The sequence below is a fragment of the Streptomyces sp. NPDC058701 genome (genome assembly GCF_042715295.1).
GTDB lineage: Bacteria > Actinomycetota > Actinomycetes > Streptomycetales > Streptomycetaceae > Streptomyces.
The window spans coordinates 61,243-82,147 of the sequence record NZ_JBHXSY010000017.1 but is presented as its reverse complement, the minus strand read 5'-3'; the positions used below and the strand labels follow the sequence as shown (position 1 = coordinate 82,147).

Below are 20,905 nucleotides of genomic sequence, written 5' to 3'. Positions count from 1 at the left end.
GAGCCCTGACCCATCAGGTTTTTCGATTCCTGGCATCTACGAACGCCCCGTTGTGGGGTGCCGCACCGCCATACGTTTCAAGGCGAGAACGCACCGCCCGTGGCGACAGCGAGTCGACAGTGTCACCAGGGCCTCCCACAGACAGGAACAGCCGATGCTCCGCTCCGTACGTCCGGGCAAGAAGACCGTCCTGAAGGCAGCAGTGGCCGCCGTGGCATTCGCGGGGATCGCGCCCATGGTCCCCGCCAGCGCCGCCACTCCTCCCGAGGACGGGACCACCGCCCCCACCGCCGCGGTCACCGCCACCTGGCAGGGTTCGAACGACCACGTCCTGTACTGGAACAACGCGATCCTGGACGTCTTCCGCCACGTCGGCGGCACTCCCGGCCCGCTGACCCGCGGCGGCGCCATGATGGACCTGGCCGTCTACGACGCGGTCAACTCCGTCCACACGATCGGCAAGCCGTACGCCGTCAAGGACGGTACGGCAGCCGGCGCCTACAGCTCGCTGAACACGGCCATCGACTACGCCGCGTACACCACCCTCCGGAACGCCTTCCCCGGCTACCCCGTGGCCAGCCTCGACGCCAAGCTCCAGCAGGCACGTGCCCTGCCCGACTACGCCTCGGCCGCCGCGAAGGAGCGGGGCCGCAAGCTCGGCGTCAAGACCGCCGAGGCGATCATCGCCAAGCGCACCGGCGACGGCTCCGCCGATACCACCCCGTACCTCACGATCGACGCCCCCGGCCACTGGCGTCCGGCACCCGGCAAGCCCGCCGGCGCCCCCAACTGGGGCAAGGTCAAGCCCTTCGCCCTGACGTCCGGTTCCCAGTTCCGCCCCGGCAACATAGGCGGGTTCGCCAACCCCACCGCCCTCCTGCAGAGCCCGGAGTACGCGGCGCAGGTCAACGAGATCAAGCGGATCGGCGGCAGGGACTCCACCGAGCGGACCGCCGACCAGACGCAGCTCGCGCACTACTGGGCGAACGACGTGGACGGCACCTACAAGCCGGTCGGCCAGCAGTACGACCACACCGCGGTGATCTTCCGCAAATACCGTCCGTCCGGCACCTCCTTCGAGAGCGCCAAGCTGTTCGCCCTGACCTCGGTGTCCCTGGCCGACGCGGCGATCTCCGTCTGGGACTCGAAGTACGGCACCGACTGGGACGTATGGCGTCCGGCCGACGCCATCACCCGCGCCGACCTGGTCCCGAACCCGGGCATCGTCGCCGACCCGAACTGGAAGCCGGAGGAGAAGGACCTGGCGGGCAACAGCTTCAGCCCCAACTTCCCGACCTACGTCTCCGGGCACTCCGGTGTGGCCTCCGCCTGGGCCGGCATCCTGCGCAACTACTTCGGCCGTGACGACCTGTCCTTCACCGCCGGCACGGACGACCCGTACGCGGTGGGAGTCACCCGTTCCTTCCCGAGCCTGAGCGCCGCCGCGAAGGAGAAGGCCGACAGCCGCAAGTACATCGGCGTCCACTTCGAGTGGGACAACGCCGCCGCGCTGGACCTGGGTTACAAGGTCTCCGACCAGGTCTACGCCACCATCATCAACTAGTCGCCGCGGCCCGTCGCCGACCGGGGCACGCGGGAGGGCGAGGCCTCCCGCGTGCCCCGCGCAAACGGCCGGCCACACATACGCTGCCGGAGACGGTCCGCTGTCAGCCGGCGCCTCGCCCCATCCTTCGTCCGAACTCCGCGGAAGGGACACCATGTCCGACACCCCCGTATCCGAAGCCGCTGCCCCGCGCAGCCTGGCCAAGCTGCTCGCGGGCAAAGCCCCGGCGCGCGCCGCGGGTGCCGCGATCACGGTGGCGACCGCGGGGGGCGTCGTCGCCCTGGTCCTGCTGGTCGCCATCGGCTACGCGCTCGACCAGGCCGTCCTCATCCCCCCGCTCGCCGCGAGCGCCGCGCTCGTCTTCGCGGCCCCGGCTCTTCCGCTGGCCCAGCCCCGCAGCGTCATCGGCGGACAGCTGATCTCCGCCGTCGTCGGCTTCGTCGTCCTCGCGGTCGCCGGACGTTCCCTGTGGAGCGCCGCCGTCGCCGGCGGCCTGGCCATCGGCGCGATGGCCCTGGCCCGGACGCCGCACTCCCCCGCCGCCGCGACCTCGGTCATCGTGGTCCTCACCCAGCCGGCGACCGTCACCTTCCTGGTCCTGCTGCTGCTCGCGACGCTGGTCCTGGTCGGCGTGGGAATCCTGGCCGGCCGCAGCGGCAAGACCCCGCGCTACCCCACCTACTGGTGGTAGCCCGATGACCAGCCGATACGCGCAGCTCCTCTTCACCCCCTCCGTGCAACGGCACCAGGCCGAGCACGGCAGCCGCGCCTCTTACGAGAACATGGCCCGCGGGCCCCGGGAGGCGGACCGGCTCGGTGAGCACGAGATGGCCTTCGCCGCCACCCGGGGCAGCTTCTACATGGCCAGTACCGGCTCGACGGGCTGGCCGTACGTGCAACACCGTGGGGGGCCGCCGGGGTTCCTGCGGGCCCTCGACGACCGGACGCTGGCCTTCGCCGACTACCGCGGGAACAAGCAGTACATCACCACGGGAAACCTGGACACCGACGACCGGGTGTCCTTGATCCTCATGGACTACCCGGCCCGGGCGCGCCTGAAGATCCTGGGCAGGGCCCGCGTGGTGGGGCCCGACCGGTGGCCGGCTCCCGAGGAACACCGGGCCGTCGTCGAGCGCGTCGTGCTCATCGACGTCGAGGCGTACGACTGGAACTGCCCCCAGCACATCGAACCCCGGTACACCGTGGCGGAGCTGGAGGACCGACTCGCGCCGATCCGCGAGCGCATGGCCCGGCTGGAAGAGGAGAACGCGCGGCTCAGAGGGGAACCCGCGCCGGAGCAGGTGGCGGGCTGACGTACTCGTGAACAGGCACACGCTCCCCACCGGCAGTCCGGCCGCCACGGACCCCCGCCCCGACGACCCACCGCATCCCGGGATGGCACGAGCCTTCCCGGAGGGCAGGATGGCCCTCGGTCTGATCGCGCCCCTGGAGTCCTTCACCGGTGACGTCCCCGTCATGGCGGGCCACCTGGAACTGTCCCGCGCCGCAGAGGATGCGGGGTTCGCCTCGCTGTGGGTGAGGGACGTCCCCTTCCTGGTCCCCGGCGAGGGCGACGGCGGCCAGCTGTTCGATCCCTGGGTGTACCTGGGGACACTCGCGGCCGTCACCCGGCGGATCACCCTGGGCACCGCGAGCACGGTGCTGCCGCTGCGCCACCCCGCCCACGTCGCCAAGGCCGCGGCGTCGGTGGACCGGCTGTCGTCCGGCCGGATGCTGCTGGGCCTCGCCTGCGGCGACCGTCCGGGCGAGGTTTCGGCTTTCGGCCCGGGTGAGGCGGACCTGGGGGCCCGGCTGCGAGACGGCTGGCACTACGTGCGCCGCGTCACCGGCCCGTCCTCGGAGGGCTTCGTGTCTCCTCTCGGCGAAGTGGCGCCCGGAATACAGCTGTTGCCCAAGCCGCCGTACGGGCGGCTGCCCATGCTGATGACGGGGCGGGGCCGACAGACACCGGAGTGGACCGCGGAACATGCCGACGGCTGGCTGTACACGGCACTCGACCCCGAGCGCCAGCGGGCCAACACCGCCCGCTGGCGACGCCTGACCGGCGAGCCCGGCAGCGGCCGCTTCAAGCCGTACGCCCAGGCGGGATATGTGGTCCTGCACGACAACCCGCGGTCTGCTCCGCGCCCGCTGGTCCAGGGCTGGTCCATGGGGCGCGAGCCCCTGCTCGAACTGTTCAAGACGTACGAGGCGGCCGGGGTCAACCAGCTGATGATGAACCTCCGGCACAACACCCGGCCCGCGGCCGAGGTGATGGCGGAGATCGCCGAATGGTTGCTGCCGCATTTCCCTCCGGGGCCCGACCAGTAGGCCCCGCGCGCGGGCGCCACGGTTGAAGGAAGCCGGGGAACCCGTGAGGAGGACGTCCCGGCCGGCATCAACCGGTCACGCCCTGCGGGCGGTCACCGCACCGCGTACCCCGTAGGCCGCGGCGCCGGCGGCGAGAACCGCGGCGCCGGACATCACCGAGGAGGCCGGGAGGGCGAAGGCGAGGACGAGGCATCCGGCCAGTCCGACGATCGGGATGATCCGTGCCGGCCGGCCCTCCTCCGGGGCGAGCGTCCAGGCGGAGGCGTTGGCGATGGCGTAGTAGGCGAGCACCCCGAAGGACGAGAAGCCGATCGCCCCGCGTACGTCGGCACTCGCGGCGAGTACGGCCACGACGGTGCCGACCACGAGTTCGGCGCGGTGCGGCACCTGGAACTTCGGGTGGACGGAGGCCAGGGCGTGCGGCAGGTGCCGGTCACGGGCCATCGCCAGGGTGGTGCGCGAGACGCCGAGGATCAGGGCGAGGAGCGATCCGAGCGCGGCCACCGCAGCGCCCACCCGCACGACCGGTGCCAACCAGTCCACACCCGCGGCCCGTACCGCATCGGACAGCGAAGCGGTCGAATCCGCCAGCCGCTGAGGTCCCAGCGCGACCAGGACGGCGACGGTTACGGCGGCGTAGACGACGAGAGCGATACCGAGGGCAATCAGGACGGCCCGCGGAATGGTGCGGGCGGGGTCGCGGACCTCTTCTCCCAGCGTGGCGATGCGGGCGTAACCGGCGAAGGCGAAGAACAGCAGGCCCGCTGCTTGGAGCACCCCGCCGAACGTCGCGTCCGCACCGATGCCGAGGCGGACGGCGTCCGCGTCGCCGCCTGCGACCGCGGCGACCACCACGGCGGCCAGCACGGCCAGGACCACGGCGACGAGGACACGGGTGAGCCAGGCGGACTTCTGCACACCGGCGTAGTTGACGGCGGTCAGCGCCACCACGGCTGCCACCGCGACCGCGTGCGCCTGGCCGGGCCACACGTAGGAGCCGACGGTCAGCGCCATGGCCGCGCAGGAGGCGGTCTTGCCGACCACGAACGCCCATCCGGCGAGGTACCCCCAGAACTCGCCCAGCCGTTCACGTCCGTAGACGTACGTCCCCCCGGAGGCGGGGTAGCGCACTGCCAGGCGCGCCGAGGACATCGCGTTGCAGTACGCCACTGCGGCTGCCAGCGCCAAGCCGAGCAGCAGCCCCGACCCGGCCGCGTCGGCCGCCGGAGCCAGGGCCACGAAGATCCCCGCTCCGATCATCGACCCCAGACCGATCACCACGGCGTCGAACACGCCCAGGTGCCGCTTCAACTCGCCCGCGCCCGCGGGTCCCTCCGCCACACCCATTCCTTGCTCCCCCACCACGCCCGCGACAACTGCCGGCGCACGGATCCTGACCGCCGGCCGGGTGCCCAGATCGTACCCGCGGGTGGGGCGCACTCCTTCGGCGGCGTGCTCGCCCCGCGGTAGGCGCCGGAGCACCCGGAGGGGACGCGCGGACCGGTCTTCGTCGACGCGCTGGGACCCGCGCCGAAGCACACGGGTTCCCGGGCGCGGTGGATCGCCGCGGTGGTCGACCGCCAGGCCGGAATCAGCCGGTACAGGTGATCGAGAAGGGGACCGGGTTGGACGTGGTGCGGGTGGGGCTCTGGAGTTCCACGGCCATTCCGGTGGTCAGGGTGCCGGCCTTCGCGTAGGTCGTCAGCCGCACCGTGTCGTGGCCGGTGGGGTTGGCCTTGCTCCCGATGGACAGGGTGCGCCAGTGCGGATCCACCACCGAGCCGTCTCCGGACACCCAGCGGTAGGAGATCAGGGTGGGCTCGGAGGCGGTGAAGGTCGCGGTGAACGCGGGAGCCTGGCTCTGGGGAGTCGGGCAGCGGCCGGTGTAGGTGGTGTTCGCTCCCGCCACCGACATCCGTACGCCGCCCGAACCGGCGGCGGATGCTTCGCCGTTACCGCTGAGGACGTAGACGAGACCGCCGGCGGTCAGTACGCAGGCGGCCGCGCCGGCCGAGACGAAGAGGGCCGTACGGCCCTTGCGGGACGGGCCGGCGGACGGGGCGGAAGCAACGGGCGGGGCGGCCGCGGTCACGGCGGGCGCAGTCACGGCGGGCGCGGCATCCCGCGCGACGGACTCCGCGGAAGCCCCCGCGGTGGCGCCGGGCCGCACCGTCCCCGTGGCGGCCGTCCCCGTGGCGGCCGTCCCCGTGCTCCCGGTCCCCGTGCCGTCCGTCGGCCCGGCCGGGTGCGCCGCCGCGGTATCGGCTGCCTCAGGGGCGGCCGTCGCAACCGTGACGGGCTCCACCGGCCCGGGCAGGACGCGGGAGGCGGCCGTGGTGGCATCCGGTTCGTGGGCGATGGCCCGGAGTACCCCGGCCACCTCGGCGGCAGGTGTCCGCTCCCCCGGCTCCTTGCGCAGCAGCCCGGCGATGACCGGGGCGAGCGGGCCCGCCCGGGTCGGCACCGGCGGTTCCTCGTCCACCACGGCCCGCAGGGTGCTCAGCGCGGTGTCCTGGCGGAACGGGGAGATCCCCTCCACGGCCGCGTACAGCATCACGCCCAGCGACCACAGGTCGGACTCGGGTCCCGACGGGCGGCCGAGCGCCCGCTCCGGCGGCAGGTACTCGGGCGAGCCGACCACCTCGCCGGTCATGGTCAGCGCGGTGCTGCCCTCGACCACCGCGATGCCGAAGTCGCTGAGCACCACCCGCCCGTCCTCGGCGATCAGCACGTTGGCCGGCTTCACGTCGCGGTGCTCCACACCGACTGCGTGCGCGGCACGCAGTGCACCCAGCACCTCCGCGCCGATGTGCGCGACGTGCCGGGGGGTCAGCGGCCCCTCGGCTCGCAGCAGGTCGGCCAGCGACTGCCCGCGGATCAGCTCCATGACGATCCAGGGCCGGTCGTTCTCCGTGACCACGTCGTGGACCATCACCACGTTGCGGTCGGGTATCCGGGCCGCCGCCCACGCCTCGCGCTCCAGCCTGCTGTACATCCGCGCGATGTCGCCGTCCCGCAGGTGGGCCGGGGCCCGGACCTCCTTCACCGCGACCTCGCGGTGCAGGGTCTCGTCACGGGCCCGCCACACGGTGCCCATACCGCCCTCGCCGAGCCGGGACAGCAGCCGGTACCGGCCGGCGACCAGCCGTTCCGGCTCGCCGCCCGGTGCAGCCGGCGAGGCCGCGGTGGTGGCCGCGAGCGTTCTCTCCGTCACGGTCTCGGAATCCTCGTTGTGCATGGGGGCGGGTCTCCTCTGATCGCCTACCGACGTCACCATCACGTACGAACCGGCGCGTCCGGTTCACGAACTCACGAAACTCTTTCGAGAATGAGTGAACCGAACGCGTTCTCGATGGCGTGTTGCTGTCTACGAGCAGTCAGCAGGCGTCTCATGCGAGGAGTGTCGGAGTGCCTTCGGTCATCGTTGGACGCACGGGTCCCTTCACGGGGCAGAGCGTGGTCCTGGGCAACGAGCCCATCAGCTTCGGGCGCAAGGGCGAGAGCAGCGTCGTCATCGTCAGTCCCAGTGCCTCACGGCTGCACGCCGAGATCCTCACCGAGGACGCCGGCTTCGTCCTCTACGACCGGGACAGCCGGAACGGAACGTTCGTCAACGACCAGCGCGTCACGCGGCACGTGCTGCGTCCGAACGACTGCATCCGCATCGGCGACGAGACGTTCCTCTACGAGGCGCAGGACGCGATGGAGACGGTCATGGACCTCTCCCTCATGGACGTGCCCCGGCCGAGCGCCGCGGACCCCGGCACGCTGCGGGTCACCGTCACGGGCGGCGGCCCGGTGGGGCTCGCCTTCGCCCTGGCGCTCGACGAGATGCTGCCCGGGCGGACCGCCATCACCCTCTACGACGGGCGCTGGACACGGAAGGGCTCCACGGTCGTCTGGAAGGACGAGACCCAGGGCAACTTCCGCCGCCAGCAGGTGGTGACCGTACAGAGCCGCCAGTACCTCGCCCTGCCCGAGGAGGTGCTCTCCGCACTGTTCGACGACGGCGCCGCCTACTCCGAGATGTGGCCCGTCGGCCCCGACTCGGTCGACGGCCGCCCGCCGCGCAACATCCGCATCGCCCACATCGAGGACCGGCTGCTCGACCTGGCCAACCGGAGACCGTCGATCCGTCTGGTGCCCAAGCCCTTCGACGTGGCGGAGCAGCAGGGCCGGATCGCCCAGGAACACGTCCTGGTCGTGGCCGAGGGGGGCCGCTCCCGCACCCGCGAGCACTACGCGGACCGTTTCGGCACGGCCGACGCGTCGATCTACTCCCTCAACGGCGAGCACCTCCAGGACATCGTGCTGGGACTGCGCGTCAAGTCGAAGCTGCCGGACCCGATGAGCGTGCTGCTCACCGTGTCGCAGAACCGCTTCCTGCTCAACTCGCTGCGCGGCGAAGGCTTCCTGAACATGCGGCTCACCCGCGAGGAGGCCAGGAACGTCATCGGCATCGACCCGGTCCGCCAGGTCTTCGAGGAGTGCATCGCCGCCCGCCCGTGCCTGATGAGCCGACAGGAGGAGGACAACGAGTTCCGCTGCCCCACCCACGGCACCCTCTTCCTCCCCGCCCTGCTGCGCAGTTCACCCCTGTGGAAGGAGATCCGGCAGGGCCTGTCCCTGTTCGGGGTGGCCGAGGACGACCTGTCCGCGATCACCTCGTTCCGGCTGGACATGGTGCAGCGCCCGCGGTTCACCGCGCAGTTGCACCGGCCGACCGGGACGGCCCCCGGCACCTACGGCTTCCTGCTGGGCGACGCGGCCAACGCGATCCACTTCTGGCCGGGCCGCGGCCTCAACAGCGGTCTCGCCTCTGCCACTTCGCTGGCCCGCTCGCTCAGCCGCTCCTGGCGGGGCAAGCCGCTGCGGGACGCCGACTTCATCCGGCACGAGGCGGCGATGTCCATGCTCCAGTACCGGCACAAGAGCCGGGCCTGGAACGCCATGGTGACCACCGACGAACAGGGCGTGACCCACGCCATCAAGGACATCATCGCGCGCAGCGCGGAGGCCGGCGCCGGCCCTGCCTCCGCCGCCGCGGGCGGCGGGAGCGACCTGGACGCGCTGCTGGAGCGCATGATCGGGATCCGCGAGCGGCTGGCGCCCCGGATGCCCGGCCTTCCCGGCGACGCGGAACTCCGCGCCCACCTCGCCCCGATCGCGCCGTCCACCCTCCGCACCCTGCGGGAGAGCGGCGCCTGGGACACTCTGATCGTCGGCGGTGAGGAGGCCGACATCGACCTCTTCTACCAGTCGGACTCCCCCGTCTTCGTCCCCCGCCCGACCGACCCCCGCAGCCCCTCCGCGGTGGGCTGACCCCGGGCGGCGCCGGGTGGGCGAGGACGACGGGGCCGGCGGCGGCCACGGGCGCGGCCGGCCCCCGCAGCCGGGTTCAGGCGGGGCGGGTCGTCGCGGGGCGGGCGGCGGATGCGGGGACCCGGAACGCCGCCGGGTCGGGGTAGGTGGCCTTGTCCGCGCGGACGACCTCCTCGATCTCCTCCCGGAAGCCGGGCTCGAAGAGGTCCACGGTGAGCAGGAGCCGCAGCCCCCGTACGGTCGGTTCGAGCAGCGGGCGGGCCATGCGGGAGCCGCCGACGGAGAGCGCGGTGAAACCCTTGCGGACCGCGTCCAGGCGGCCGCCCACCGGGTCCTCCAGGCCGGCCGCCGCGTACCCGACGATCACCGCGAGGTCCGCGAGGTGCCGGCGTGCGCCGCGGGCCATCTCCTCGGCGCCCTGCAGCGTCTGGACCGGGCCGCCCGCCACCTTGAAGTCGTCGCCGGTCCGCTTCGGGCCGCGCGCCCCGTACACGGCGAGGGCGTCCTCGAAGAGCCGACCCGCCTCGTCGACGGCCTTCATCGCCGCCACCAGTTCATCGATGCCGATCTCGCGCTCCACGCTGCCTCCTGGTCCGGAACTGTGCTGCACCGACCGTAGGAGGCAAAGGGTCCGGTATGGAACACCTTTGCGATAGCGAGATCATGCTGTTTCCGGCCAGAGCCCGCGACCGGGCCGTCCACCGTGCACCCGCGCCGTCCCGAACGACGGACCACCGCCGCGGATCGGGGTCCGTGCGAAGTCCCTCGCCCCGCTCCGGAGCACGCCTCGCGCCTTCGCGGGTCTCTGACCACGGCAGTGTCCCCCAGGGCCCGTTCGCGAGGCGCCGATGCCGCTGCGGCGGGACGGTCGGCGGGGCCCGGGCGGTACGCCCGCGCCCCCACCGCCGGGGCGGGCCGGAACCACCACGACCCCAAGGGCGGGTTTCGGCCACCGTGCGAGCAGGTGGCAGCGGCGCGGGGGGCGCCGTCGCCGTCACGTACGCGGGGACCGTGGCGCTCGGCAACCGCTCGGGCACCGTCGTCCGCGCACCCTGCCGAAGCCGTGGCGTTCGCCGGCCGCCCCGCACCCCGTGCCGCAATGGCCTCCGGGACGGGGTGCGGGCGTGGATACTCGGGGGATGGCCGAGACCACCGTCCCCCCGCACGCCACCGCCCGCCCGCCCGCCGGCGCCACCGGCCGCCCGGGCCTCCGGGCGGCGTGAGGCGCGTGGAACTGCACATCGACCACCGCTGGCTGCTGGAGCGTCAGGAGGCCCTGTTCAAGGACGTGGAGGTCGCCGACCACTCCGCGCTCGTCGCGGCCGTCGCCCGGCACCGGGTGAACACCCCGAGTCTGCGGGTGGACGCCCCGGACGCCTTCTGGCGGGCCGCCGCGCTCCTGGAGGCCATCGTGCTGCTGCGGCCGCTCCCCGACCACAACGAGTACTTCGCGTACGGGGTGGCCGTCGCCTACATCGAGGCCTCCGGGGGCGGGGCGGTCGACGCCGCGTACGAGCAGTGGCGCGAGCTCCTCACCGACATCCGGCTGTTGCGGGTGACCGTCTTCGACGTCGCCGACCGCCTGCGGTCGTGGCGCGCCTAAGGGCTGTCCCGTAATCCCCGGCGGGCGCCTGGCGTTGCGCGCCCGCCGGGGATTGCGGGACGGCTCCCGGGCCTTCAGCGCCCGCTCGGCAGGACGTCAGCGCCCGCGCTGCGCGGCCTTCACCGCTTGCGCTGCGCGGCCTTCAGCGCCTCGTCCACGAGGCGGACGCCGCGGGCCAGGCGGCTGAGCTGTTCGAGCTCGACCGCGTACATCCGGATGGTGTTCTCGATGACGGACTCGGCCACGCCCAGCGTGGGCAGCTCGGCCCGGCTGGTCTGCAGGGCCACGCGGACCGCGCGCATCTCGTGCTGGAGCTGGAGCTGCACGTGCCGCACGAGGATCGCGTGGTGACGGTTCAGCGTCAGGTAGCTGCCGTAGCGGGCCGGGAGCAGGTCCCTCAGCCAGCGCGAGGCCGTGCGTTCCCAGTCGTGCGTCCCGGGCGCCTTGACCTGGAGGGGCCAGTCCGGACTGCGCGTGATGGTGGCCGTCTGGGGCATTCTCGTCACTTCCGAGGGGTGTCGAACTCTGATCGAGACGTGCAGGGTGGGCGGCCTCGGCCCAGGGGTTGACCGAGGCCGCCGGGGCGCTCGGCGGGATCCGAAAGCCTGGACTCGGCACCCGGGCCGCGACCTGAGGAGGTTCGTCGTGCCGGGTGTCTCTTCAGGAGGGCGTGGGGACGCCTTCCTTGGCATCTGGTGGATCCGGAGCGCCGTCGCCAGTAAACATATATACCGTTGAGTAAGCAAGCGTATGAAAAATTTCATGCACCAGCAGGTTTGAATATCCCCTTCGGTTGACCGGTCGTGACCGGCTGCTACAGGAAGAATCCGTGCTGGTCGGCGACCTGCTCGTAACTTTCGAGCCGGGCCTGCGTGCGCTCCGGGTCGGCGTCGGCCATGGCCTGCAAGAGGGCCGCCGACAGCATGCCGGGCGCCGCGTACGAGTCGAACACCAGGCGCGAGCCGGTCCCCGCCGTCAGCGAGACGTCCGCCTCGTCCACCAGCGGCCCCAGCGTGGGGTCCGTGATCAGCACGACGCGCAGCCCCGTGCTGCGGGCGGCCCGGATCGCGGCCAGGGTCTCCTTGGCGTGCCGCGGCATGGCGAAGGCCAGGACCCAGGTCCCGCCGGCCGCCCGGGACTGCAGGAGGGCGTCGAAGGCGACGCTGCCGCCGCGGGTCACCAGGCGTACGTCGGGGTGGATGCGCCGGGCCGCGTACGCGAAGTACTCCGCCAGGGAGACCGAGATCCGCAGCCCCAGCACGGTCAGGGGCACCGAGGCCGCCAGCTCGCGGCCGATGTCGAGGACCTGGTTGGTGTCGGCGAGCAGCCGGCGCACGTTCTCCAGGTTCTCGATCTCCGCGTCGACGGCCGCCTGGAGCTCGTTGCGGCGGATCTGTTCGCGGATGTCCGGTGACCCGGCGACCGCGCTCAGGGCGATCGGCTGGAGCACGTCGCGCAGCGCGGGGTAGCCGCTGAACCCGAGGGAGGCGGCGAACCGGGTCACCGACGGCTGGCTGACGCCGACCCGCTCGGCGAGCTCGGTGATCGACAGGAACGCGGCCTCGGTGAGGTGGTCGATCAGGTACTGGGCGATCCGGCGCTGCCCCGGGGAGAGCCGGTGGCCGTCGAAGAGCGCGAGCAGCCGGTCGGCGGGGGGCTTCCCCTGCCCCGGCTCCAGCGGCTGTCGGCCGCTCGGCGTGATCGCGGCCGCCTGTGCGCGTGCCTGCTGCCCCGATGACACCGGCGGGCCTCCTTCTCATGTCACTCGCGTTCAAACATAGCTCACGCCCTGTGGTCGCCGACGCGCCGGACGGCCCCCGCGGGAGCCGGAGGCCCCCCGGCTCCCGACGCGGCGCGCTCCCCCGGCCGGGCCCGGGCCGCAACGCGCGGCGGGACCCGCACACCGGAGTGTGCGGGTCCCGTCCGTACCGCTCGGTTCACCGGGCGGCGGGGTTCTCCCAGCGGTAGAACTCGTGCGCCATGGCGTCCTTGGGGCTGCGCCAGGTGTCCGGGTTGTGCGGGCTGATGTACGCCGTGAGCCGGTCGCTGAGGTCCCGGAACTCGGGGTGTTCGGTGACCTGCGCGATGGCCGGGCCCGGCGGCCGCTCGGACTCGATCAGGTGCAGGTACACGTCGCCGAACTGGAACAGGCTGCGGCGCGAGACCCCGACGAGGTGCGGGAGCTCGCCCGCGTCCGAGCCGGAGAACAGCTCGGCGATGTCGGGGGCCGATCCCGGCGCCATGCGGGCGACGATGAGAGCGCGGTGCATCCGGATTGCTGCCTTTCGCTGCGGGGGCGGATCACGGGGAGCGGATCACAGGGCGGGTCGCGGGGCCGGGTACCGGGGACGGACCGCCCATCCCGGTTCACCGGTACCGGTTCAGCGACGGCTGACGGCGGGAGCGGTGGTCTCGCGCTCGCGCTGCTCGATCTTGTCCCGGATGAGCGCCATCTGGACCTTGGAGTTGCGGTTGATGTTGTCGGTCATCCACGCGTCGTCGACGGGTGCCTCCGGCTTCATCGCGAAGTCCTGGGTCCACTTCATCCGGGTGCCGCCGCCGGGCACCTCGTCGTACTGCCAGTGGATGTCCATGTGCGCGAAGGGGCCCGTCTCGACCCGGCGGGCGCGCACGCTGCGGGCTGCGCGGTCGGTGGTGCGCTCCGAGACCCAGCTCCACACGGTGCCGTTCTCGTCGGGGTGCATGGTGAGGCGGAACCGGGTGGTGTCCCCCTCCTCCTCCAGGATCTCCAGCGCGGCGTACTCGCTGAACAGCCGCGGCCAGTTGGGAAGGTCGTTGGTCACCTCCCACACCAGGTCGAGGGGGGCGTTGACGGTGATCTCGTTCTCGGTGTGGCCTGCCATCTCAAGCTCCTGTCATCAGGCTGTTGTTGACGAGGTCGAGGAACTCGCCGGGGGTCTTGCAGCGGTCGGCGTCGGCGGGCAGCGCCCGTCCGCGCCGGTTCTCCAGCTCGCCGACGATCCCGAGCAGGCCCAGCGAGTCGAGTCCGTAGGATTCGAAGGCGGAGTCGGGGCGGGTCGCCATCTCGGCGGGGTCGACGGTGATGCCGGCGGTCTTCATCAGGACCGCCAGCTCTTCCATGGTCAGTCGGTCGGACATGGTGGCGTCTCTCTTCCTGTGAGGGGACTGCTGGGCTGCTACGCGGACGCCGAGGGGCCCTTGCGCAGCACGAGCGCGGAGTTCGATCCCATCCGGCCGCGGCTGAGGACGAGCGCGGTGCGCAGCGCCGCGGGGCGGGCGCTGCCGGTCACCACGTCCAGGTCGTGGCACACGTCGAAGACGTTCGGGGTCGGCGGAACGACCCCGTGCTCCAGTGCCAGGACGGCCGCGGCGGTGTCCAGGGCCGGGGCCGCGCAGTAGGCCCTGCCCGTACCGGTCTTGGGCGCCGTCACGGGCACCCTGCGTCCGTGTCCGCCGAGGGCGTCGGCGAGGGCCGCCGCCTCGGCCGCGTCGGCCTGCGGGGTCCCCAGGGCGTCGGCGAAGACCACGTCGATCTCCTCGGGTGCGCAGTCGGCCTCCCGCAGGGCGCCGCGGATGGCGTGGGCCAGGCCCTCGCCCGCCTCGTCGGGCCGCCGGGTGCCGCTGAAGGTCGCGGCGTGGCCGGCGAGGACGGCGCGCACGGTGGCTCCGCGCGCGAGTGCGGCCCGCTCGTCCTCGACGACGAACATCGCGCCGCCCTCGGCGGGTACGTAGCCGCAGGCGCCGGCGGTGAACGGCCGGTAGGCCCGCTCGGGATCGTCCCGGGTGCTCAGTCCCTCGTACTCCAGCTGGCAGACGATGGAGTACGGCGCGAGCGGTGCCTCCGTCGCGCCGGCCAGCATCGCCCGGCTGCCCCGGCGGATGCCGCGGACGGCGTGCGCGAAGGCGTCGAGCCCGCCGGCCTCGTCGCTGGCGACGACCCCGCAGGGGCCCTTGAGGCCGCGGCGGATGGAGACCTGGCCGGTGCTCGCGGCGTAGAACCAGGCGATCGACTGGTACGGGCCGACGAAGCGCGGGCCCTGCTCCCACAGGTGCTGGAGCTCGCGCTGGCCGAACTCGCCGCCGCCGGAGCCGGCGGCCGTGACGACGCCGACGGAGAACGGGTCGTCCTCGTAGTCGGCCCGGCCGAGCCGGGCGTCCTCCAGGGCGAGGTCGGCGGCGGCGAGCGCGTGGTGGGTGAACCGGTCCGTCTGGACGAGGAACCGGTCCTCGACCATCGCGCCGGGCTCGAAGCCCCGCACCTCGCCCGCGACGCGCAGCGGCAGGTGCTCGCATCCGGGCCGGGTGACCCGGTCCAGGACGCTGACGCCGGACTGGGTGGCCTTCCAGAACGCGTCGGCGCCGATGCCGTTGGGCGCGACGACCCCGATGCCGGTGATGACCGTACGGCTGCTCACGAGACCTCCTCCTTCGGCCGGCTCATGACCACGGCGGACTGGAACCCGCCGAAGCCGCTGCCGACCGAGAGCACGCTGCGCAGCGTGCGGCTGCGAGCGGTGCGGGGCACGTAGTCGAGATCGCACTCGGGGTCCGGCGTCTCGTAGTTCGCCGTCGGCGGGACCACCTGGTGGGTCATGGCGAGGACGCACGCGGCGAGTTCGATCGCCCCGATGGCGCCGAGGGAGTGACCCACCATCGACTTGATGGACGTCATGGGCGTCTTGTACGCGTGGTCCCCGAGGACCCGCTTGACGGCCGCCGTCTCGTGGCGGTCGTTCTGCTTGGTCCCGGAGCCGTGCGCGTTGACGTAGTCGATGTCGGACGGGGATATGCGGGCCTGGGCCAGGGCCGTCTCGATCGCGCGGGCCATCTCCAGGCCCTCGGTGGTCAGCCCGGTCATGTGGTGGGCGTTGCCGAAGGTGGAGTAGCCGCCGATCTCGCAGTACACGGTCGCGCCGCGGGCGCGGGCGTGTTCCAGTTCCTCCAGGACGAGGACGGCGCCGCCCTCGCCGAGGACGAAGCCGTCCCGGTCGGCGTCGAAGGGCCGGGACGCGTGGGCCGGGTCGTCGTTGTTGGGGGAGGTCGCCTTGATGGCGTCGAAACAGGCCACCGTGATGGGCGAGACGGGTGAGTCGGAGGCGCCGGCGATGCAGACGTCCATCCGTCCCTCCTCGATGGAGTGGACGGCGTACCCGACGGCGTCGAGCCCGGAGGTGCAGCCGGTGGAGACGGTCTGCACCGGGCCGCGCGCACCCGTCTGCTCCGCGACGGCGGAGGCGAGGGTGGCGGGCGTGAACGCCCGGTGCAGGAAGGGGCTGGCGAGCTTGTGGTCGACGTCCCACCAGGCGCCGGACTGGCTCACGGCCACGTAGTCGTGCTCCAGGCGGGTGGTTCCGCCGACGGCGGTGCCGAGGGAGACCCCGGTCCGCCAGGCCTCGTCGGTGGTGAGGTCGAGACCGGAGTCCCGGACCGCCTCGCGGGCGGCGACCAGGGCGAACTGGATGTACCGGTCCGCGCGGGCCGCCTCGCCCTCGGTGAGCCCGTGTTCGGCGGGGTCGAAGTCGACCTCGGCGGCTATCCGCGAGCGGAACCCGGCCGGGTCGAAGAGGGTGATGCCGCGGGTCGCCGTACGTCCGTTGGCCAGCAGGTCCCAGAAGGCCGTCACGCCGATCCCGCCGGGGGCGACGACGCCGACCCCGGTGACCGCCACCCGGCGGCGCGTCATGAGACCACCCCGGTACGGTCCGGGGGCTGCTCCCAGGCGGTGCTCTCCGGGTGGGGCGCCTCTTCGGTGTCCACGTGGCCGAGCTCCGGACGCGGGGCGAGCGGTCCCAGGTGGAAGACCATGCGGGCCTCGGTGTCGCCGACGTTGCGGAAGCGGTGGCGGACGTTCAGCGGGACGAGGAGCCCCTGGTCGGTGCGGAGCGGGTGGGCCTCGCCGTCGAGGTCCACCTCCAGCCGTCCGGCGACCACGTACACGAACTCCTCGGAGTACGGGTGGTAGTGCTCGGCGATGGACTCCCCGGGGGCCATGATGGCCAGACCCATGAAGCCGCTGGTGGACCCCACCGAGGTGGGGGTGAGCACCGCCCGGAGATCGCCTCCGCGCCTGCGGTTGGGCGGCGTCTCGCTGAGGTCCACGATGCGTGGGCGCTGTCTGGTCATGACGGGGTTCCTCCTGGCGTGTGGGAAGCCTGGACGAGGCTGGGGATGGGCTGGGCCGGGGGTCAGGACCGCGCGGGTGCCCGGCGGTCGGTGACCAGGTCCATCGTGCGGTGCGCGGCGCCGGCCCGCTCGGCGGGTGCGTCCGTCAGCCGGGCCAGCACCGCCGCCTTGCGGGGGTCCTGGAGCCCGTAGGCCGCGTCGGGCTCGGCGCCCAGCGGTGCGCGCACGTCGACCAGGCGGACGACGATGTCGTCGCGCTGGAAGATGCTGCTGCTGCGCACGGGGCTGTCGGCGCCCTGCGCGGCGGCCTCGTCCTGTCGGGCGAGGAACTTGGCGAGCGCCGGGCCGCAGCCGGGCTTCGCCGGGTAGAACAGCGCGTGCCGCCGTACGTCGGCGCTCTCCGGTTCCCCGGCCGCGATGTGGTGGACCGCGGGGAGGGCGGCGCGCATGAAGAACATGCGGGCGGACTCCGGGTCGTTCAGGTTCCGGTCCTTCTCCAGGTGCGGGTTGAGCGCCTCCTCCGCGGCCCGGACCCCGGGCTGCTCGGCCACGTGGCGCAGTGCCGCCATCAGGTCACCCTGGACCTCCACGGTGCGCACGACGCGGTTGCCGTGCATGAACAGCGAGGTCCGGCAGAGCCGGGTGTGGTCGTCGACCCGGGCTTCCGGCGAGGTGTAGCTCGACAGGATGGAGGCGACCTCCTTCTCGCTGCCCGGCTTCACCGTGAAGGTGAGGGCGTGGCGCACGATGCCCGCGCCCAGCCGGGGGACGGGCTGGAGCCGGGCCGAGGCCGGTCGGGCCGCCTGGTCGTAGCCGCGTCCCGTCTCGCGCAGGACGGTGAACTTCAGCGGGCGCATGGCGCGGGCGCAGGCGCCCAGGGGCTTGACCTGCTCGGCATGGTGCTCGCTGTTCACCCAGGCGAGGTACTGCGGGGCGCTCTCCCACTCGCTCGTGATGAGCCACTGCGAGGGGTTCTCGAAGGACTGGCACAGCTGGTCGCTGATGTGGCCGGGGACCGACGCGATGTCGTGGCGGAGCTTCTCGTACGCCTCGAAGAACTGCTGCTGAGTCCCCTCGTGGAGGTCCATCAGGAGGACGACCCGGAGCATGGAACCGTCGAAGGCTGACTGCGACACCCGTTCGGACAGGGTGGTTGTCATCTACTCACTCCTTCATGAGGGGGTGGAGATCCATCGCGTACGGACCCCTCGTCCGTCACCGGTGGCGGTCTCCCGGGCCGGCGGCCGCCACGATCGGGACGGGCAGGCCGGCGCGTCTCAGGGGGAGCCGCTGTCGCTCATCGTCATCCGGAAGGGCGCGTACCGCTACATGTCCGGATCAAGCGGGTGACAACCGGCGAATCGACCGGGCCTGATCTTCGATCGGGGGCATAAAGAGTCCACTCCCCCACACAGAAAACAGGAGCCCGCAGCTGATGGAAGACAAAGCCGATGTTCGCGTACCGGTTCTCGTCGTGGGCGGCTCCCTCGTGGGCCTGTCCACCTCGCTGTTCCTGAGTCGCCACGGAGTGCGCCACCTGCTGGTCGAGAAGCACTCCGGCACCTCCGCGCACCCGCGCGGCCGGGGCATCAACGCCCGGACGATGGAGCTCTTCCGTACCGCGGGAGTCGAGAGCGTGATCCGCCGGGCGGCGTCCGTACTGGAGGGCAACCAGGGCATTCTGCAGACCGAGTCACTGACCGGTGACAACCACAAGTGGTTGGTCAAGGCCGTCGACCCGTCCGGGGCGCTCCGGCGTTTCAGCCCGACCGGGTGGTGCCTGTGCAGCCAGAACAACATCGAGCCGGTGCTCGCCTCACAGAGCCGGGCCCAGGGCGCCGACGTGCGGTTCTCCACCGAACTCATGAGTTTCGACCAGGACGCGACGGGGGTGAGCGCCGTGGTGAAGGACCGGGAGACCGGCGAGCACACCACCGTGCGCGCCGACTTCCTGATCGCGGCGGACGGGCCCCGCAGCCCCGTCCGGGAGCAGCTGCGAATCCCCCAGACGGGTAACGGCGAGCTGTTCCACAACGTGAGCGTCACCTTCCGCTCGGAGCGGCTCGCCGAGGCCCTGGGCGACCTGCGGTTCATCGTCTGCTACCTGATGCGGCCGGGAGCCGACGGGGCGCTGCTGCCGGTGGACAACGACAAGCAGTGGGTGTTCCACGCCCCGTGGCACCCCGACCGGGGCGAGACCCTGGAGGACTTCACCGACGAGCGCTGCGTGGCCCAGATCCGCAACGCGATCGGCGTACCGGACCTGGACGTGGAGATCGAAGGCAAGGCGCCGTGGCACGCGGCCGAACGGGTGGCGCAGCGGTACTCGTCCGGACGGGTGTTCCTCGCCGGGGACGCGGCCCACGAGATGTCCCCCACGGGGGCGTTCGGCTCCAACACCGGCATCCAGGACGCGCACAACCTGGCCTGGAAGATCGCCGCCGTGCTGGACGGATCGGCCGGGATCGAGCTGCTCGACACGTACGAGGCCGAGCGGCTCCCGGTGGCCCGCGCCACGAGCGAGCGCGCCTCGGCCCGTTCGGCGGAGCACAGCCACCCGGGGTACGCGCCCCCTCCCACCATGGGCGGCGGGCCCGGCAGCGGGGTCCTCACCACGGCGATGGGCTACAGCTACCCGCAGGGTGCGGTCGTCGGGGGCGACCCCGGCCGGCCGATCATCCCGGAGGCGCTGCGCCTGACGGGTGACACGGGCACCCGGGCACCGCACCTGTGGGTGACCCGGGCGGGTGAGCGCGTCTCCACCCTGGACCTGTACGAGCGGTCCTTCGTCCTGCTCAGCGCGGCGGGCACGCCGTGGCGCGAGGCCGCCGAAGAGGTGGCGGGGCAGCTGTCGGTGCGGCTGGACGCCTACGGGATCGGCTCGGGCCGGGACGCCGACCTGGTGCCGGAGGGCGACGCCGACTGGGCCGCGGCCCACGAGCTGACGCCCGAGGGCGCCGTGCTCGTACGGCCGGACGGGTTCGTCGCGTGGCGGTCCGAGGACGCGGTCACCGATCCCCGGGCGGTCCTGCTCGACGTCATGTCTACGGTGCTGCGCCGGGCGTGAGGACCACGCTCCCCCTTCCGCCGGCCGTGCGCGCGGCCGGCGGAAGGGGTTCAGCGGCAGGCCCAGCAGCCTGCCCAGCAGCCGGCGTTCGCCCGGGCGGGACGGCGTCCGCCGCGCCCGGGACCGCCGCCCTTCGGCTCGGCCGCCCCGCGCACGCGCCCGGTCCGGCGCGCGTAGCAGGCGACCACGACCGCGATGGCGGCCAGTTCCTCGGGGGCCGCCAGGCCCCTCTCCACCCGGATCAGACTCGCGATCGGGGCCGACGGGGCCACCTGGGCTATCGGGGCGGTCGCGGCATCGTTCGACATCGGCACGGCCTCTCGTACGGGGGCTGCCCGTGTGCCCGGTGGCGGCGCGGGGGACGAACCTGCTCGGCGCTGACTCGGGGGGCGCACGGGTGGCGCGGCACGCTGACGGGAGGTGTTCCGCGCACGCGAACCGGCCGGCGGATTCTCGTCGGGTCACCCGGTCTCCCGACGCGACCGACGCTACAAGCGCTGCGCGCACCCGGCACTCCGGCGCGGCGCGGCCCCCGGACTGCGGAACGGGGCGCGCGGCGCATCTCGCCGGCCCTGCCGGAGGTTCCGAAGTCCCCCGCGGCCCGGGTGTTCGCCGGGGCCGCACTCCAGAAGGCGGGCCCGTCATGAGCGGACACCAGACCCTGCTCTGCCGGGGATGTTCCGGCCACCTGTACGCGGTGTGCACCACGGACCGGGCCGGCGGGAACGCGGCCGGCCAGTGGGAGGTCGACCACGAGACCGCGGTGGTGTGCCCGCTGGAAGGGCTGTTGCCCCTGACGGGAACGGCGTCGGCGGTCCACGACCTGCCCGGCGCCGACGAGGTGCTCTGGCCGCCGGAGTGATCCGGGCGCGGCGGGTTGACCCGGACGGGTGACGGCCGCCCGGCCCGGCAC

The 20,905-nt window shown here is 72.8% G+C and carries 21 protein-coding genes; 8 read left to right on the top strand and 13 right to left on the bottom strand.

Annotated features, from left to right (window positions below; all coding sequences use genetic code 11):
* Positions 1–154 precede the first annotated feature (154 nt).
* The 4 genes from ACFWW8_RS19990 to ACFWW8_RS19975 all read left to right on the top strand — a co-directional run bounded on the left by ACFWW8_RS19990 (position 155) and on the right by ACFWW8_RS19975 (position 3,895).
* Positions 155–1,564, top strand: coding sequence for a vanadium-dependent haloperoxidase (locus tag ACFWW8_RS19990; protein WP_386530299.1), 1,410 nt, complete (start codon positions 155–157; stop codon positions 1,562–1,564).
* A gap of 154 nt (positions 1,565–1,718) precedes the next feature.
* Positions 1,719–2,255: an HPP family protein gene (locus ACFWW8_RS19985; RefSeq protein WP_386530298.1), complete on the top strand. Its 537-nt coding sequence runs from the start codon at positions 1,719–1,721 to the stop codon at positions 2,253–2,255.
* 4 nt (positions 2,256–2,259) lie between these two features.
* The gene (locus ACFWW8_RS19980) at positions 2,260–2,877 is read left to right on the top strand and encodes a pyridoxamine 5'-phosphate oxidase family protein (protein ID WP_386530297.1); all 618 of its coding nucleotides are present in this window, start codon (positions 2,260–2,262) and stop codon (positions 2,875–2,877) included.
* Between the two features lie 82 nt (positions 2,878–2,959).
* The gene (locus tag ACFWW8_RS19975; protein ID WP_386530296.1) at positions 2,960–3,895 is read left to right on the top strand and encodes a TIGR03571 family LLM class oxidoreductase; all 936 of its coding nucleotides are present in this window, start codon (positions 2,960–2,962) and stop codon (positions 3,893–3,895) included.
* 75 nt (positions 3,896–3,970) lie between these two features.
* On the opposite strand, the gene ACFWW8_RS19970 is transcribed toward ACFWW8_RS19975, so the two are convergent.
* Positions 3,971–5,242 (bottom strand): APC family permease, encoded by a 1,272-nt coding sequence (locus tag ACFWW8_RS19970; protein ID WP_386530295.1) that lies wholly within the window; start codon positions 5,240–5,242, stop codon positions 3,971–3,973.
* A gap of 244 nt (positions 5,243–5,486) precedes the next feature.
* On the bottom strand, positions 5,487–7,133 hold the full coding sequence (locus tag ACFWW8_RS19965; protein WP_386530294.1) for a serine/threonine-protein kinase: 1,647 nt from the start codon (positions 7,131–7,133) through the stop codon (positions 5,487–5,489).
* A gap of 170 nt (positions 7,134–7,303) precedes the next feature.
* Here ACFWW8_RS19965 and ACFWW8_RS19960 point away from each other — a divergent pair, with 170 nt between their 5' ends.
* A complete protein-coding gene (locus ACFWW8_RS19960) occupies positions 7,304–9,217 on the top strand; it encodes an FHA domain-containing protein (RefSeq protein WP_386530293.1) in 1,914 nt (637 codons plus the stop codon).
* Positions 9,218–9,293: 76 nt separating this feature from the next.
* Here ACFWW8_RS19960 and ACFWW8_RS19955 read toward each other — a convergent pair whose 3' ends face one another.
* Positions 9,294–9,797, bottom strand: coding sequence for a hypothetical protein (locus ACFWW8_RS19955; protein ID WP_386530292.1), 504 nt, complete (start codon positions 9,795–9,797; stop codon positions 9,294–9,296).
* 648 nt (positions 9,798–10,445) lie between these two features.
* Between ACFWW8_RS19955 and ACFWW8_RS19950 the strand changes: the two genes are divergently transcribed.
* Positions 10,446–10,820 (top strand): toxin Doc, encoded by a 375-nt coding sequence (locus ACFWW8_RS19950; RefSeq protein ID WP_386530291.1) that lies wholly within the window; start codon positions 10,446–10,448, stop codon positions 10,818–10,820.
* 119 nt (positions 10,821–10,939) lie between these two features.
* On the opposite strand, the gene ACFWW8_RS19945 is transcribed toward ACFWW8_RS19950, so the two are convergent.
* The 9 genes from ACFWW8_RS19945 to ACFWW8_RS19905 all read right to left on the bottom strand — a co-directional run bounded on the left by ACFWW8_RS19945 (position 10,940) and on the right by ACFWW8_RS19905 (position 18,085).
* Positions 10,940–11,317: a hypothetical protein gene (locus ACFWW8_RS19945; protein WP_386530362.1), complete on the bottom strand. Its 378-nt coding sequence runs from the start codon at positions 11,315–11,317 to the stop codon at positions 10,940–10,942.
* Positions 11,318–11,634: 317 nt separating this feature from the next.
* Complete coding sequence (locus ACFWW8_RS19940) at positions 11,635–12,561, bottom strand: MurR/RpiR family transcriptional regulator (protein ID WP_386530290.1); 927 nt, start codon at positions 12,559–12,561, stop codon at positions 11,635–11,637.
* A gap of 196 nt (positions 12,562–12,757) precedes the next feature.
* Entirely contained in the window at positions 12,758–13,090 is a 333-nt protein-coding gene (locus ACFWW8_RS19935; RefSeq protein WP_386530289.1) for a TcmI family type II polyketide cyclase, read from the bottom strand.
* Between the two features lie 111 nt (positions 13,091–13,201).
* Positions 13,202–13,684 carry an SRPBCC family protein gene (locus ACFWW8_RS19930; protein ID WP_386530288.1) on the bottom strand — a complete coding sequence of 161 codons (483 nt, stop codon included), beginning with the start codon at positions 13,682–13,684 and terminating at the stop codon, positions 13,202–13,204.
* A 1-nt stretch (position 13,685) separates the two neighbouring features.
* Entirely contained in the window at positions 13,686–13,940 is a 255-nt protein-coding gene (locus ACFWW8_RS19925; protein WP_386530287.1) for an acyl carrier protein, read from the bottom strand.
* A 38-nt stretch (positions 13,941–13,978) separates the two neighbouring features.
* On the bottom strand, positions 13,979–15,217 hold the full coding sequence (locus ACFWW8_RS19920; RefSeq protein ID WP_386530286.1) for a beta-ketoacyl synthase N-terminal-like domain-containing protein: 1,239 nt from the start codon (positions 15,215–15,217) through the stop codon (positions 13,979–13,981).
* Entirely contained in the window at positions 15,214–16,485 is a 1,272-nt protein-coding gene (locus ACFWW8_RS19915) for a beta-ketoacyl-[acyl-carrier-protein] synthase family protein (protein ID WP_386530285.1), read from the bottom strand. The genes ACFWW8_RS19920 and ACFWW8_RS19915 overlap by 4 nt, the downstream gene beginning before the upstream one ends.
* Positions 16,482–16,925: a cupin domain-containing protein gene (locus ACFWW8_RS19910; RefSeq protein WP_386530284.1), complete on the bottom strand. Its 444-nt coding sequence runs from the start codon at positions 16,923–16,925 to the stop codon at positions 16,482–16,484. Before ACFWW8_RS19910 ends, ACFWW8_RS19915 begins: the two co-directional genes overlap by 4 nt.
* A 62-nt stretch (positions 16,926–16,987) precedes the next feature.
* Entirely contained in the window at positions 16,988–18,085 is a 1,098-nt protein-coding gene (locus tag ACFWW8_RS19905; protein WP_386530283.1) for a SchA/CurD-like domain-containing protein, read from the bottom strand.
* 275 nt (positions 18,086–18,360) lie between these two features.
* On the opposite strand from ACFWW8_RS19905, the gene ACFWW8_RS19900 reads away from it, so the two are divergent.
* Positions 18,361–19,992, top strand: a complete 1,632-nt coding sequence (locus tag ACFWW8_RS19900) for an FAD-dependent oxidoreductase (RefSeq protein ID WP_386530282.1) — start codon at positions 18,361–18,363, stop codon at positions 19,990–19,992.
* Between the two features lie 50 nt (positions 19,993–20,042).
* Here ACFWW8_RS19900 and ACFWW8_RS19895 read toward each other — a convergent pair whose 3' ends face one another.
* Positions 20,043–20,300 carry an acyl-CoA carboxylase epsilon subunit gene (locus tag ACFWW8_RS19895; protein WP_386530281.1) on the bottom strand — a complete coding sequence of 86 codons (258 nt, stop codon included), beginning with the start codon at positions 20,298–20,300 and terminating at the stop codon, positions 20,043–20,045.
* A gap of 335 nt (positions 20,301–20,635) precedes the next feature.
* Here ACFWW8_RS19895 and ACFWW8_RS19890 point away from each other — a divergent pair, with 335 nt between their 5' ends.
* A complete protein-coding gene (locus ACFWW8_RS19890) occupies positions 20,636–20,854 on the top strand; it encodes a hypothetical protein (RefSeq protein ID WP_386530280.1) in 219 nt (72 codons plus the stop codon).
* Positions 20,855–20,905: the final 51 nt, after the last annotated feature.

Bases quoted from the DNA above. Each gene is read 5' to 3' on its own strand.
- ACFWW8_RS19910 (WP_386530284.1), bottom strand. From the start codon at position 16,925: ATGACCAGACAGCGCCCACGCATCGTGGACCTCAGCGAGACGCCGCCC.
- ACFWW8_RS19965 (WP_386530294.1), bottom strand. From the start codon at position 7,133: ATGCACAACGAGGATTCCGAGACCGTGACGGAGAGAACGCTCGCGGCC.
- ACFWW8_RS19975 (WP_386530296.1), top strand. From the start codon at position 2,960: ATGGCACGAGCCTTCCCGGAGGGCAGGATGGCCCTCGGTCTGATCGCG.
- ACFWW8_RS19945 (WP_386530362.1), bottom strand. From the start codon at position 11,317: ATGCCCCAGACGGCCACCATCACGCGCAGTCCGGACTGGCCCCTCCAG.
- ACFWW8_RS19895 (WP_386530281.1), bottom strand. From the start codon at position 20,300: ATGTCGAACGATGCCGCGACCGCCCCGATAGCCCAGGTGGCCCCGTCG.
- ACFWW8_RS19925 (WP_386530287.1), bottom strand. From the start codon at position 13,940: ATGTCCGACCGACTGACCATGGAAGAGCTGGCGGTCCTGATGAAGACC.
- ACFWW8_RS19900 (WP_386530282.1), top strand. From the start codon at position 18,361: ATGGAAGACAAAGCCGATGTTCGCGTACCGGTTCTCGTCGTGGGCGGC.
- ACFWW8_RS19990 (WP_386530299.1), top strand. From the start codon at position 155: ATGCTCCGCTCCGTACGTCCGGGCAAGAAGACCGTCCTGAAGGCAGCA.
- ACFWW8_RS19985 (WP_386530298.1), top strand. From the start codon at position 1,719: ATGTCCGACACCCCCGTATCCGAAGCCGCTGCCCCGCGCAGCCTGGCC.
- ACFWW8_RS19905 (WP_386530283.1), bottom strand. From the start codon at position 18,085: ATGACAACCACCCTGTCCGAACGGGTGTCGCAGTCAGCCTTCGACGGT.
- ACFWW8_RS19930 (WP_386530288.1), bottom strand. From the start codon at position 13,684: ATGGCAGGCCACACCGAGAACGAGATCACCGTCAACGCCCCCCTCGAC.
- ACFWW8_RS19980 (WP_386530297.1), top strand. From the start codon at position 2,260: ATGACCAGCCGATACGCGCAGCTCCTCTTCACCCCCTCCGTGCAACGG.
- ACFWW8_RS19970 (WP_386530295.1), bottom strand. From the start codon at position 5,242: ATGGGTGTGGCGGAGGGACCCGCGGGCGCGGGCGAGTTGAAGCGGCAC.
- ACFWW8_RS19890 (WP_386530280.1), top strand. From the start codon at position 20,636: ATGAGCGGACACCAGACCCTGCTCTGCCGGGGATGTTCCGGCCACCTG.
- ACFWW8_RS19935 (WP_386530289.1), bottom strand. From the start codon at position 13,090: ATGCACCGCGCTCTCATCGTCGCCCGCATGGCGCCGGGATCGGCCCCC.
- ACFWW8_RS19915 (WP_386530285.1), bottom strand. From the start codon at position 16,485: ATGACGCGCCGCCGGGTGGCGGTCACCGGGGTCGGCGTCGTCGCCCCC.